Below are 12,327 nucleotides of genomic sequence, written 5' to 3'. Positions count from 1 at the left end.
GGATACCAAATCTAGCCGCGACGCGCCACCGCGTTCGCGTAACGTTCTCTTAATCGTTCACGGGCCGGCGGCACGGGGCCGTTCAGCAGGTGCCGCTCCAGGAAATGGCCGGTCAGCCGCAGCCCTTCCTCCACCTCGCGCGGGCCTCCGCCGCCCAGCCCGATCAGGAATCCGGGCAGCGGCAGCAGGCGTTCGCGGTAGGGTTCCCCGGCCACGGCCGACACGGCGCGGCCGGTGCGCGGGCTGACATAGGCAAGGTAGTCGTTCGCTCCCGTCACCGCGCAACGGTCGAGGTCGAGCCCGAATCCAAGCTCACCGAGCAGCCCGACCTCCCACCTGACGTAGGACTCGGCCCAGGCGTCGGTGCCCAGCAGGCCGAACAGAGCCAGCATGCCGTCGAACACGGCGGTGTGCGGCTCATGCTCCGGCAGCGCGGCCTCGACGAGCGCGCAGGATGCGGTCAGCGCGGCCAGCCGAAGCGGGTCGTCCAGGAAGGCGGCGGCGTAGCCGTGCAACGTCTCCAGCGTGTAGTGGCCCAGATGCTCCGGCAGACGCGCGCGCCAGCGCGCCGCGACCAGCGTGCCGGGCTCCAGCGAGCCGCGATGCCGGCTCGACCGCCCGCCCATGACCATGCCGGCGTGCCGCCCGTGCTCCCGCGTCAGCAGAGTGGCGACCGCCGAGCTTTCGCCATGCGGGCGCGCCGACAGCACGATGCCCTGATCGGACCATTCCATACCCATGCTCTAGCAATTTGTGGGCGAACCCGCAATTCGCCAAGGGCTTTCCCACCGGGGCAGAAATCCCCTCGCCCGCCTCCGGCTCTCAGCGAATGCCTCCGGCATTCGCCTGACGCCGTCAGCGCAAGCGCAGCTTGCGCGAGAGGCGGGAGGGTGAGGGCAAGGTCAATCCAAAAATCCTCCCTGCGCTTCACCTGAATACTCGGCACAACCTTGCCCTCACCCTCCCATGCTCCGCATGGGCCCCTCCCTCTCCCAGCGGGGCTGGGAGAGGGGGAAAGGCGCGCGATACGAAAGGGTTCACATCGCGCCGTTCTTGCTTTGTTTTGCAACCTCCGCTACCCTATTGCCGTCATCACCCGAACCATGCCCTGCTTTCCGCGCTCATCGATTCGCACACGTATCGTCGTGCATCGAACGCACAACGAACGCATGCAAATGACCACTCGCAAATCTCTGACCTGAAACGACAAACCGCCCTTTTCCGCCCATTGTGCACCGGCGCTACGCTGCCCAATCCGCCCAATGGCGCCCAATCGGCGGCACACACGCAACACCGCCGCTTCTTTGGGCAGCGCTTCACCTCTCGTTCACCATTGTGGAAATATGGTGGCTGCTGGCGGATCGCCGACAGGGCGAGCCGGGCGGGGGAAACTGTCCCCGCGGGGTGGTGAGGGGGGTCTTGAGCAGCACGATCGAGCGATACCTTCTGGCCGAAAAAGCGGGCTCCGAAGGCGTCTGGGATTGGGATCTTCGCAACGACACGATGTTCCTGTCCCCGCGCTTCAAGGAGTTCCTCGGCCTGCCGCCGGGCGACGTGAATCGCCCGGAGGATTGGCTCGACCGCGTCCACCCCGAGGACATCGACTGGCTCTACGCCTCCTTCGAGGGGCAGATGGTCGGCGTCTCCCTGCCCTTCCAGATCGAACACCGCGTGCGCCGCGCCGGCGCCCCGACCGGAGAAGGCGAGGACCGCTGGCGCTGGCTAGTCTGCCGCGGCATGGCGGTGATGGACGAGACCGGCGACCCCGTGCGCCTCGTCGGCTCGGTCTCCGACATCACCGACCGCAAGCACGCCGAACGCCAGCTCCGCAAAAGCGAGGAGCGCTACGCGCTCGCCGCGGCGGCCAGCAACGACGGGCTCTACGACTGGGATTTGGCCGAGGGAACCGTCTACTACTCGCCGCGCTGGAAATCGCTGCTGGGCTTCGAGGATGGCGCCATCGGCAACAGCCCGGACGAGTGGCTGGGCCGCGTCGCGCCGGAGGACCAGCCGGCTCTGCACGCCGCGCTCGGCGCGCTGGGGGGCGACGAGACGGCCTTCCAGATCGAATACCGGATGCGCCACGCCGACGGCGGGATCCGCTGGATGTCCTGCCGGGGCATCGCCGTGCTGGGGCCGGACGGCAAGCCGGTGCGGCTGGTCGGCAGCCAGGCCGACGTGACCGACCGCAAGAGCGCCGAACAGCGCCTGCGCCAGAGCGAGGAGCGCTACGCCCTGGCCGCCGCCGGCGCCAACGACGGGCTGTGGGACTGGCGGCTGGACACGGGCGAGGTCTACTATTCGCCGCGCTGGAAGGCGATGCTGGGCTTCGCCAAGAGCAACCTGTCCAATTCCGTCGCGGAGTGGTTCGACCGCGTCCTGCCCGACGACCTGGACAATCTGAAGACCGCCATCGAGTTGCACCTGATCGGCGAACGCGAGCATCTTCAGCACGAATTCCGCATCCGCGCTGCTGACGGGTCGGCGCTGTGGATGCTGGTACGCGGGCTGGCGGTGCGCGACGAGACGGGCCGGGCGATTCGAATCGCCGGTTCGATGACCGACGTCACCGCGCAGAAGAAGGCGGAACAGCAGCTGCTGTTCGACGCCTTCCACGACGGGATGACCGGGCTGCCCAACCGCACGCTGCTGCTCGACCGCATCGGGCAGGCGCTGGACCGTGACCGGCGCGTCGGCGGCAAGCCCTTCGCCGTGGTGATCATCGACCTGGACCGCTTCAAGTCGATCAACGACGCGCTGGGCTCGGCGGTTGGCGATGCCCTGCTGAAGATCATCGCGGAGCGGCTGGACGAGACCCGCCGGGTCGGCGACACGCTGGCCCGCCTGTCGGTGGACGAATTCGCCGTGCTGCTGGGCGACATCGACGACGCGGGCGACGCGCTGGCCGCCGCCGAGCGGATGGCCCAGACCATCGCCCGGCCCCTGACGTTGGACGGGCACGACTTCGTGCTGACCGCCTCCATGGGCATCGCGCTCAGCGCCACCGGCTACGAGCGGCCGGAGGAGATGCTGCGCGACGCGGGCCTTGCCATGTACCGCGCCAAGTCGGGCGGGCGGGCGCGCATCGACGTGTTCGACAGCAACCTGCGCCGTCAGGCCATGGCGCAGATGCGGACCGAGACCGACCTGCGCACGGCGCTGGAGCAGAACCAGCTCTGCCTCTTCTACCAGCCGATCATCGGCGTGTCGGCGGGCCGCATCGCCGGGTTCGAGGCGCTGATGCGCTGGCGCCACCCGGAGCGCGGCCTCGTTCCGCCGGTCGAGTTCATCCCGCTGGCCGAGGAATCGGGCCTGATCGTCCCCATGGGCCGCTGGGCGCTGCGCGAGGCGACGCGGCAGCTCGCCCTGTGGCAGAAGCGCTTCCCGCGCCCGGCGCCGCTGTTCATGAGCGTCAACGTTTCCTCCCGCCAGTTCCGGGACGACGACCTCGTCGGGCTGGTGCGCGCGGTGCTGGAGGAGAGCGCCGTCCCGCCCTCCTCGCTGAAGCTGGAGATCACCGAAAGCCTGCTGATGCAGGACCCGGCCAAGTGCCGGGCGCTGATGCAGCAGATCCGCGACATGGACGTGCGCCTGTCCATCGACGATTTCGGCACCGGCTATTCGTCGCTGTCCTACCTGCACAAGTTCCCGGCCGACACGCTGAAGATCGACCGCAGCTTCGTCCAGGCCCTGTCCACGGGCGAGGGCAACGCCGCCATCGTCCAGGTCATCACCACGCTGGCCGCCATCCTCGGCATGGACGCCGTGGCCGAGGGCGTGGAGACGGAGGTCGAGGCGGAGTTCCTGCGCGACATCATGTGCAAGTACGCCCAAGGCTATCTCTACGCCCGCCCCGCCCCGGCGGACGCCATCGAAGAGCTGCTGGAACGGGAGCTGACCCAGCCCCTGACCACCGGCAGCCTTACCTGACGCGATGCCCGCTTGACCCAACGGACACTTCCCCTGGACCCGGCCTTTGTGCGAGTGTCCGCGCTCACCACCCGGACATGCCCCCGGATTTGAAGGACGTTGCGTTATGGCCGACCGCACCTGCGGAGAGTGCACCCTGTGCTGCAAGCTGATGGGGGTGCCCGAACTGAAGAAGCCCTCGGCCAAGTGGTGCGTTTCCTGCGACCAGGGCAAGGGCTGCACCGTCTACGAGGAGCGCCCGCCCTCCTGCCGGAACTTCCAGTGCTTCTGGCTGATGGACGAGAACTTCCCCGAGGAGTTCCGCCCCGACCGCATCCACGCGCTGGCCGCCTTCAACGACACCAAGGACAGCTGCGTCCTCCATGTGGACCCGGCCAAGCCCCGCGCCATGTCCAGCCCGGAGGTGAACGCCCTGATCGATGCGCTGCTGAAGCCCTACAAGAAGGTCTTCGTCCTGTCCGGCAAGGAAAGCGCCCTGATCCAGCGGTGACGTTGCCATGATCTCTGGCGCAACCTTTCATTAACCATAAACCATCACCGTTCCGGCGCCCTCCCACCAGCGGACCGCCGGACGATGAACGCTCTTCCCCGCCTCCTCCTTGCCGCCACGCTGACCGCCCTGCCTAGCCTTGCCCTGGCGGAGGCCCCGGTGGCGCTCAGCGGTTCCGGCGGCGACGCGTGGACCTTCCGCAAGGCGGTCGAGGGAACCGTCACACCCGGCGCCTGCGAGCGGGTGGAGGTCGCCTCCCCGCTCGGCTCGGCGGTTGCGGATGTGGACGGGAGCCGCTTCACCGCGACCGTCCCGCTGGCCTCCGGCGCCAACGACGTTCAGGCGCTCTGCCGGCATGACGGCCAAACGGTCGCCTCCGCGCCCCAGCGCTGGGAGGTCCGGCTCCCCGACACGCCGAAAGCCTGGGTGCGCGCGGTTGCCACGGCGGAGGGGCTGACCCTCGACGCCGGGCGCAGCGAGCCCGCCGCCGGCCACACCGCCCTCATCGTGAAGACCGAGTGGCGCGCCGCCCCCGGCAACCCCGCACCGCTCCCCGCCCTGCCGTCCACCGCCAAGCGGCTAACCCTGCCCACCCCGGCCACCGACGGCGCCTACCGCGTCACCCTGCGCGTCACCGACGCCCTCGGTCGCTCGGACGAGAGCACCATCCTGTTCCAGGTGCGCGACGGCCACGCCGAGCCCGCCGACCCGCAGCGGCACCCGCCGACCTGGATGCGGGACGCGGTGGTCTACGGCGTCGTGCCCCACCTGTTCGGCCCGCGCGGCCTCGCCGACGTGACCGCGCGGCTGGACGCGATCGCCGCGCTCGGCGTCACGGCGCTGTGGCTGTCGCCCCTGACGGAGGCCCCGGGCCTCGACTTCGGCTACGCCGTCACCGACCATTTCCGGCTGCGCGCCCGCTTCGGGACCGAGGATGACCTGAGGGTGCTGATCACCGCTGCCCACGCGCGGAGCCTGCGGGTGCTGATGGACTTCGTGCCGAACCACCTCGACGAGCACCACCCCTACCACGCCGACGTGGCGGCCCGTGGAGAAGCGTCGCCCTACCACCGCTTCTTCGACCGCAAGCCGGACGGCTCCGTGTCCAGCTATTTCAACTGGTCGAACCTGAAGAACCTCAACTACGACAACCCCGAGGTCCAGCGTTACATGACCGCCGCCTTCTCCCGCTGGGTGCGGGACCTGGGCATCGACGGCTTCCGCGTGGACGCCAGTTGGGCGGTCAAGGAGCGCGCCCCGGAGTTCTGGCCAGCCCTGCGGACTGAGCTGCGCCGCATCAACCCCGACCTGCTTCTGCTGGCCGAGGCCTCCGCCCGCGATCCCTGGTATGTGGAAAACGGCTTCGACGCCGCCTACGACTGGACCGACCAGCTCGGCCAGTGGGCCTGGGCCAACGCTTTCGACGACAGCGCGCCGACGGCGGCCCGCCTGCGCGCCGCGCTGTTGGCGGGTGCACCGGACACGCCGGTCTTCCGCTTCCTCAACAACAACGACACCGGCGCGCGCTTCATCGCCCGGCACGGGCTGGCGCGGACCAAGGCCGCCGCCGTGCTGCTGATGACCCTGCCCGGCGTGCCCTGCCTCTACACCGGCGACGAGGTCGGCGCGGTCTACGAGCCCTACGGTGAGCCGGCGCCAGTCGCATGGGATGATCCCCAGGACTTGCGGGCCTTCCACACGCGCCTGACCGCGCTGCGCCGCTCGGAATCCGCCCTCACCGCTCCCGGTCTGGATTGGATCGAGACGGCCCGGCCCGACACGCTGCTCGCCTACCGCCGTCCGGGTGCCGAACCGGTTACCGTGGTCCTGAACTTCGGCAGCGATCCGGCGGAGGCACCGCGCTTCGACGCCCCGATGCGGGATCTGCTGACCGGCGCGCCGGTCCCGGCGGGGTCGACGGTCCCGCCGTCCGGAGCCCTGGTGCTGAAAGCCGCCCGCGCACAGAGCGCCGACAGCGCCAGTCACTGACCGTCGTCGGTCAGCGCCAGCGCATCCCCCCAATCCAGCCGGCGCGCGGCCTTGAAGACCGCCCCGTCGCGCTTGCCCAGCACCGTTTCCGACACGCCGCCATCGCGGGCGCAGAGCTTGAAACCGATGCGCCCGTTGCCGGCCGACCGAGGAGGGGCGACGATGCGCGCGTCCGGAATCCGGCCGGGCCGGCGCGAGGCCGCGATGTAGACGAACTTCTCGTCCTCCCACGGCACCTCCGCCCCCTTGGCCTGCCGGTGCAGGCGGGAGCGGGCGACCCGCCGTGAGAAGTGGCACCAGTCCGGAGCCACCAGCGGGCAAGCCGCGCTGTGGACGCAGGGCGCCAGCAGATGGGCATCGGCCCCAACCAACCGCTCCCGCGCCCGCAGGATGCGGGTCCAGCCGGCGGGCGTGCCGGGCTCCACGATCAGCAGCGTTCCAGCCGTCAGCGCCCACAGCCGGTCCACCAGCCGGTCCCGCGCCTCCTCGGACAGTTCGTCCAGCACATAGGCCAGGGTCACCAAGTCGCGCGGCGCGATGTCCGGCAGGCCGGCGCCCACATCAGCTGCCCGCCACTCGATCCGCGACGGGGCAGCGTCCCGCGCCAGCGTTTCGCCGACCGCGCGGATGGCCGGGCTGCCCTCGACCAGCAGCGCGTCGTCCAGGCTCGGCCAGCAGTCGGACGCTGCCCAAAACGCCGTGCCCGGCCCCGCCCCGACGTCGAGCGCCGTGGCCGGCGCGAAGTCCGGCTGCACCTCCGCGACCGCCTCCATGCTGGCGCGGACGGCGGCGTAGGTGGCCGGCAGGCGGGTCGCCAGATAGGCCCGCGCCGCCATGTCGTCGGACAGGTGGAAGCGGCCGTCGCGCACCTCCGCCCGGTAGCGTTGCGACAGCCGGTCCGCCTCGCGCTTCAGGTCGGCAAGCGCGATGCCGTCCAGCGCGCGGTCCACCGCGTGGCGGAGCGTTGGGGGAAGTTCCATGGCCTTTGAGACAAGCGTGATCGTTTCCGCCGCCTCGATAGCACGCCGCGCGAGCGCACGGGAATGGACAAGCGTGGGACGCGCAGCGACGCCGCCTCAGCGGACCCAGACGCGACGCGGCCCGCTGTCCACGTGAACGAAGTCGGAGTCCGGGTAGTAGCCGACACCCCCGAGCCCCAGGCCATTGGCGTAATGGGCCACGGCCAGCGACGACAGCTTGGGCAGGCGAATGTCCGCGGCCATGGCGCGGATGTGGAAGCTGCGGTGGGCCACGCTCTCCCCCAGCGTCCGGCGCAGCATCTCGTTGGTCTGTCGGGAGCGGTAGCCGGACAGCACCTCGATGGGAACGGTGAAGCGCGCGCCCATCTGAAGGCGCCACAGGATGTCGAGCAGCGACGCGGCGGTCGGCACCACCTCCCCCGTGCGCCAGTCGCGGAAGAAGCGGTCCACGGCGGCGAGCCCGTTCAAATCGTAGGCGCCGTCACGCCAGTAGACGGTGTTCAGCCGCTCGCCGGTGTTGAGGTTCCGCATGACAAGGCGGCGCGGCACCGTCATCCACTGCGGCACCGCCGCGTCCAGCGCCTGCGCCGGCCGCGCGAGGCTGCTCAGCAGGGCCGAGGCCGCCAGCCCACTCAGAATCCGGCGCCGCGTGGGCCGATTTTCGCCATCGTCATCCATGTTTGATCGGCCGGACGTTACGCGAAATGTTACACAAGTCAAAGGCTTTCCCGGTTGACTCGCATTTGCCCCACCCGTAGATACGGAAGGTCGTGGTCCGCAAGGTTTTGGGGTATGCTACAGCTTCAGCATACCGTGTCTTGTGGGCCGCCCGTGAAGTGACAAGCGAGGGTCCGTTGTCCGGCGGCAGGCAGGCCACCAACGTCCTGTTCGGCTATCTGGAAGGCGTCGATCGCAAGGACGCCGAGCGCTACGCGCGCGCCTTCGGCCGGCGCTGCCTGAAGACATCGGAAACCTGCTGGTATTCGGTCGAGCCGCTGTGGAGCGGCTTCCTCTACGAAATTCACGAGGGCGGGCCGGGCCTGTCCTTCCTGCCGGCCCTGACCAAGGAAATCGACGCCAACCCCGGCGGGATCGCGCTGCTGCCCTCCGGCCGGCGGGTGTTCGAACTGACGGTGCGCAACGGCCGTCCGGTGGGCGCGCTGCTGTCCGAATCGCGCTCGCGCGAGGTGCAGAGCCACATGGCCGTGGTCCAGCCCGCCGGCCGCACCAACGGGCGGCCCTTCGGCATCGTCGTGCCGGCCTGGGCGCCGCAAGGGCATGTGCGCTTCCACGCCGTGCTCGCCTCGCGCCGGATGAAGCGGCTGACGCCGGCCTTTCCCCTGCAACTGGCGGCCAGCGCCGTGGCCTTCCTGGCGGGCTTCGCGGTGCTGCTGGGCGGCGGCATCACCTACGCCTGGTCGCCCTACCGCGTCCCGCCCGGCCGCCTGGACATGGCCCGCATGCCGCACCGGCAGTGGGAAACCGTCATGGCGGCGATCACCGCCAACAGCTACGCCGCCAAGCTGGAGTTCAAGGACGGCAAGTGGGTGGTCGAGACGCTGGCGCCGCCCGCTCCCGCCACCCTTCCGAAACCGTAAGGTCCGTTACAGACCCGCGTTTCCGCCGGCGAGCGCCACGCAGACGCGTTCCTTGCCCTGCATGCTGCCGCATCCGCCGCTGCGCTGGGACACGAACCGGATGACCACCCGTTCGCCCTTGCCGGCGGCGTTGGGCGGCAGCACAGCCTCCGCCACCATCGTCTCCAGCGAATGGGCCGGCGGCGTGCCGGGCTTGACGGCGAGCGTGTGGGTGGTGATGCGGGAACGGTCCGCGGCGGCGACGAATTCGACCGGCGGGTTGGAAGCGGACGACGCGCGCCCCCTGGGTTCCACCGCGCGCTGGGGCGGCGGCTCCAGCGCGGCGACGGCGACCGGCGCCGCCGCGGGGGCGGGCATCCCCGGATCCGGCCGGGCCTCGGGCCTCGGCGGCTCCTGCGCGACCGTGATGGTCGACGGCGCGGGGGCCTTGGGAGCCGGCGCGTTGTCCGGCACCACCGCGATCTCGATGGCCGTGGCGCCCGCCGACTGCGACGCCGTGCGCGGTTCGGTGCCGCGCAGGGCGGGCGTCAGCGCCGCCAGATACATCTTCGTCTCGCGCGGCAGCTTCTGCTTCTTGGCGAGATATGAGGCGTAGCAGGCTGGCCCGCAGTTGTAGGCGGCGAGGAAGCCCGGCGCGCCGAACAGGTCGTACATCTCGCGCAGATACGCGGTGCCCGCCAGGATGTTGTCGCGCGGATTGGACGGGTCGGGGCCGAAGCCGTACTGCCAGCGCAGCATCTCGTAGGTGGCCGGCATCACCTGCATCAGGCCGATAGCGCCGGCCGAGCTGGTGATGGTGCGCCCATTCACGAGCGAGCGCCCACCGCTCTCCCGCACCATGACCGCGCGGATCCATTTTTCCGGCACGTCGAACCGCTCCGACGCCTCACGGATGTAGGGGACCCAGGGGGCCAGGGGATCGTTCGGGTCGATGGGGTTGGCCGCCATCTCCGCCGCCGCCGTGGGGGCGGTTGCCGTTTCCGGAGGATTGGAGGCGCAGCCCGCCAGACCGAGGCCGAGGATCAGGGCGACACCGGCGGCACGGGCCGCCGCAAAGTCTCGATAAGCCACAAGGAAGGGTCCGTGCTGGTGGCGCAGAGATCGAAAGCGTTAGCCTCTCTTTGAGGTGATACGACGCCCGCTGTCAAGCAACAACGTGGCTGTATTGGGCCCGATCACGGGAAACCCGCTTTTTTCATCTCCGAAAGGAATGGTTTTCCCGCGAATGCTGTTCATCCGCTTTCGACCCTTCTTTGTGCCGCTGCGCACGCCGTCTTACGGCTTCGAAGCCGCGCGACTCCCTTGATCCAAGCGCGCCTTCTGCGTGCGGCCCGGCCGCCGCAATTCGGGGGTTAACGCCTTGACAGAACGGGGAACCGTGCATATTGAATGAACGTTCATTTAGAGCATGAGCAGCATGCCCGACGGTTCCCCCTCTCCCGCGCCGCGCCGGTCCCGGCGCAAGGACGCCCGCCCCGCCGAGGTGATCGAGGCCGCGCGCGACCTGTTCGTCACGCGCGGCTACGCGGCGACGAAGCTTGAGGATGTGGCGAAGAAGGCCGGCGTCAGCGTCGGCCTGCCCTACCTCTATTTCGAGAACAAGGAAGGGCTGTTCAAAGCGGTCATCCGCGAATCGATCCTTCCCCAGTTCCGCCTGGGCGAGGACCTCTTGGACGCCCACACCGGCAGCACCGAGGAGTTCCTGCGCATCCTCGCCCAGAAGTTCTGGGAAATGGAACAATGCCCCAACGCCGGCATGTCCAAGCTGGTGATCGCGGAGGCCGGCAACTTTCCGGACATCGCCCGCTTCTACATGGATGAAGTGATCCTGCGCGGCCGGCGCTTCTTCGCCCGCATCCTCCAGCGCGGCATCGACCGGGGGGAGTTTCGCCCGATGGACGTGAACCAGATGGCCCGCGTCGCCGCGGCCCCGCTGACCATGCTGTCGCTGTGGAACCATTCACTTCGGCCGTTCGAGCCCGATCAGGCCTCCGCCTCGGCCGAACTCTACCTTGACGCCTACCTCGACCTTCTTCTGCGCGGTCTGCGGGCCGCACCCAAGGACGACCACCATGATTGACGCCGCCCCCAACCTCCACGACCGCCGCAGCCGCCCTAGCAACCGCCTGCGCCGGTGGCTGCTGCCCGTGCTCCTGGTCGGGGCGCTGGGGGCCGGCGGCGTGGCCTGGAAGGCGCGAACCGCGGGGGAGGCCGCGGCTGTCCCCGCCCACGAGGTTCCGATGCCGCCGGCCGAACGGCCGGTCGAGCTGGCGGCCATCGAGGTGACGCGCGCCGCTCCCCGCGCCCTGTTGGAGACGGTCCGGCTCAGCGGGTCGGTGGAGCCGCTGGAGCAGTCGGTGGTCAAGTCGGAGGTCGCCGCCCGTCTGGTCGAGGTGCCGGTGCGCGAGGGGCAGGCCGTGCGCAAGGGGCAGCTGCTCGCCCGCTTCGACACGGCGGAGCTGACCGCCCGCCTGAACGAGAAGCTGAGCAACCTGGAAGGCGCCAAGGCGCAGCTCGTGCTCGCCGAGAAGACGCGGGCCAAGAACCTCGCCCTGCGGCAGAAGGACATCGTGTCCGAGACGAACCTGGACCAGGCGCAGAGCACCTTCCGCTTCCAGCAGGCGACCGTGTCGGCGCTGGAGGCGCAGGTGGAGCTGGCCCGCAAGGCCCTGCGCGACGCCGTGGTGGTCAGCCCCATCGACGGCACCGTGGCGGAGCGCGCGGTGAACGCCGGGGAGAATCTGGCGGTCAACGCCAAGATGTTCTCCGTCGTCGACCTCAGCCGCGTCGAGGTGGAGGCCACCGTGCCGGCCGACGACGTGGCCCGGCTGAAGCCCGGCCAGACCGTGCGGCTGCGCGTGGAGGGCTTCGGCGAGCGGGAGTTCGTCGGCCAGATCGCCCGGATCAACCCCATGGCCCGCGCCGGCACCCGCGCCATCCCCATCTATGTCAGCCTGGACAACGCCGACGGCGCCCTGCGCGGCGGCATGTTCGCGGCCGGCAACGCGGTGGTGGCCCAGGCCGACCGTGCCTTCGCCCTGCCCCCCGCCGCCGTCCGCCACGACAACGACGGCGATTTCGTGCTGGTGGTGGCCGGCGACCGGGTGGAGCGGCGCAAGGTGCAGACGCTCGGCACGTGGTCGCGCGGCGACCTCGTGCAGGTCGACGGCCTGGATGAGGGCGACCTCGTCGTGACGGCCCCCCTGCCCGGCCTCACCGCCGGCCGGGCCGTGAAGCTGGCGGGAAGCTGACGCGGCGCAGCCGTAGGTTGGGTTGAGCGCGCGCGAAACCCAACATCCTCCGCACCGACAGCACGTTGGGTTTCGCCTATGGCTCAACC

General features: G+C 70.0%; 10 protein-coding genes. 6 read left to right on the top strand and 4 right to left on the bottom strand.

Annotated elements, in window-relative coordinates; all coding sequences use genetic code 11:
- Positions 1-11: 11 nt before the first annotated feature.
- On the bottom strand, positions 12-734 hold the full coding sequence (gene recO, locus ACSVC7_RS09080; RefSeq protein WP_448205557.1) for a DNA repair protein RecO: 723 nt from the start codon (positions 732-734) through the stop codon (positions 12-14).
- 685 nt (positions 735-1,419) lie between these two features.
- On the opposite strand from recO, the gene ACSVC7_RS09075 reads away from it, so the two are divergent.
- The 3 genes from ACSVC7_RS09075 to ACSVC7_RS09065 all read left to right on the top strand — a co-directional run bounded on the left by ACSVC7_RS09075 (position 1,420) and on the right by ACSVC7_RS09065 (position 6,409).
- Positions 1,420-3,930 (top strand): sensor domain-containing protein, encoded by a 2,511-nt coding sequence (locus ACSVC7_RS09075; RefSeq protein WP_483508200.1) that lies wholly within the window; start codon positions 1,420-1,422, stop codon positions 3,928-3,930.
- A 106-nt stretch (positions 3,931-4,036) separates the two neighbouring features.
- On the top strand, positions 4,037-4,420 hold the full coding sequence (locus tag ACSVC7_RS09070; RefSeq protein WP_448205559.1) for a hypothetical protein: 384 nt from the start codon (positions 4,037-4,039) through the stop codon (positions 4,418-4,420).
- An 84-nt stretch (positions 4,421-4,504) separates the two neighbouring features.
- On the top strand, positions 4,505-6,409 hold the full coding sequence (locus tag ACSVC7_RS09065; RefSeq protein ID WP_448205560.1) for an alpha-amylase family glycosyl hydrolase: 1,905 nt from the start codon (positions 4,505-4,507) through the stop codon (positions 6,407-6,409).
- Here ACSVC7_RS09065 and ACSVC7_RS09060 read toward each other — a convergent pair.
- Both ACSVC7_RS09060 and ACSVC7_RS09055 read right to left on the bottom strand, forming a co-directional pair.
- Positions 6,403-7,389: a small ribosomal subunit Rsm22 family protein gene (locus ACSVC7_RS09060; RefSeq protein ID WP_448205561.1), complete on the bottom strand. Its 987-nt coding sequence runs from the start codon at positions 7,387-7,389 to the stop codon at positions 6,403-6,405. The two genes, ACSVC7_RS09065 and ACSVC7_RS09060, sit on opposite strands and share 7 nt — an antisense overlap.
- 96 nt (positions 7,390-7,485) lie before the next feature.
- The gene (locus ACSVC7_RS09055) at positions 7,486-8,067 is read right to left on the bottom strand and encodes a peptidoglycan L,D-endopeptidase MepK (protein ID WP_448205562.1); all 582 of its coding nucleotides are present in this window, start codon (positions 8,065-8,067) and stop codon (positions 7,486-7,488) included.
- A gap of 176 nt (positions 8,068-8,243) precedes the next feature.
- On the opposite strand from ACSVC7_RS09055, the gene ACSVC7_RS09050 reads away from it, so the two are divergent.
- Positions 8,244-8,987 (top strand): hypothetical protein, encoded by a 744-nt coding sequence (locus ACSVC7_RS09050; RefSeq protein ID WP_448205563.1) that lies wholly within the window; start codon positions 8,244-8,246, stop codon positions 8,985-8,987.
- Positions 8,988-8,993: 6 nt separating this feature from the next.
- Here ACSVC7_RS09050 and ACSVC7_RS09045 read toward each other — a convergent pair whose 3' ends face one another.
- Positions 8,994-10,058, bottom strand: coding sequence for a lytic transglycosylase domain-containing protein (locus ACSVC7_RS09045; protein ID WP_448205564.1), 1,065 nt, complete (start codon positions 10,056-10,058; stop codon positions 8,994-8,996).
- A gap of 346 nt (positions 10,059-10,404) precedes the next feature.
- Between ACSVC7_RS09045 and ACSVC7_RS09040 the strand changes: the two genes are divergently transcribed.
- Together ACSVC7_RS09040 and ACSVC7_RS09035 are read left to right on the top strand one after the other, a co-directional pair.
- Entirely contained in the window at positions 10,405-11,067 is a 663-nt protein-coding gene (locus tag ACSVC7_RS09040; RefSeq protein ID WP_448205565.1) for a TetR/AcrR family transcriptional regulator, read from the top strand.
- Positions 11,060-12,238 carry an efflux RND transporter periplasmic adaptor subunit gene (locus tag ACSVC7_RS09035; protein ID WP_448205566.1) on the top strand — a complete coding sequence of 393 codons (1,179 nt, stop codon included), beginning with the start codon at positions 11,060-11,062 and terminating at the stop codon, positions 12,236-12,238. The genes ACSVC7_RS09040 and ACSVC7_RS09035 overlap by 8 nt, the downstream gene beginning before the upstream one ends.
- Positions 12,239-12,327 lie beyond the last annotated feature (89 nt).

It is taken from the genome of Azospirillum mesophilum, assembly GCF_053470405.2.
The sequence above is the reverse complement of the archived record's forward strand: the minus strand, read 5'-3'. Positions and strand labels throughout refer to the sequence as shown.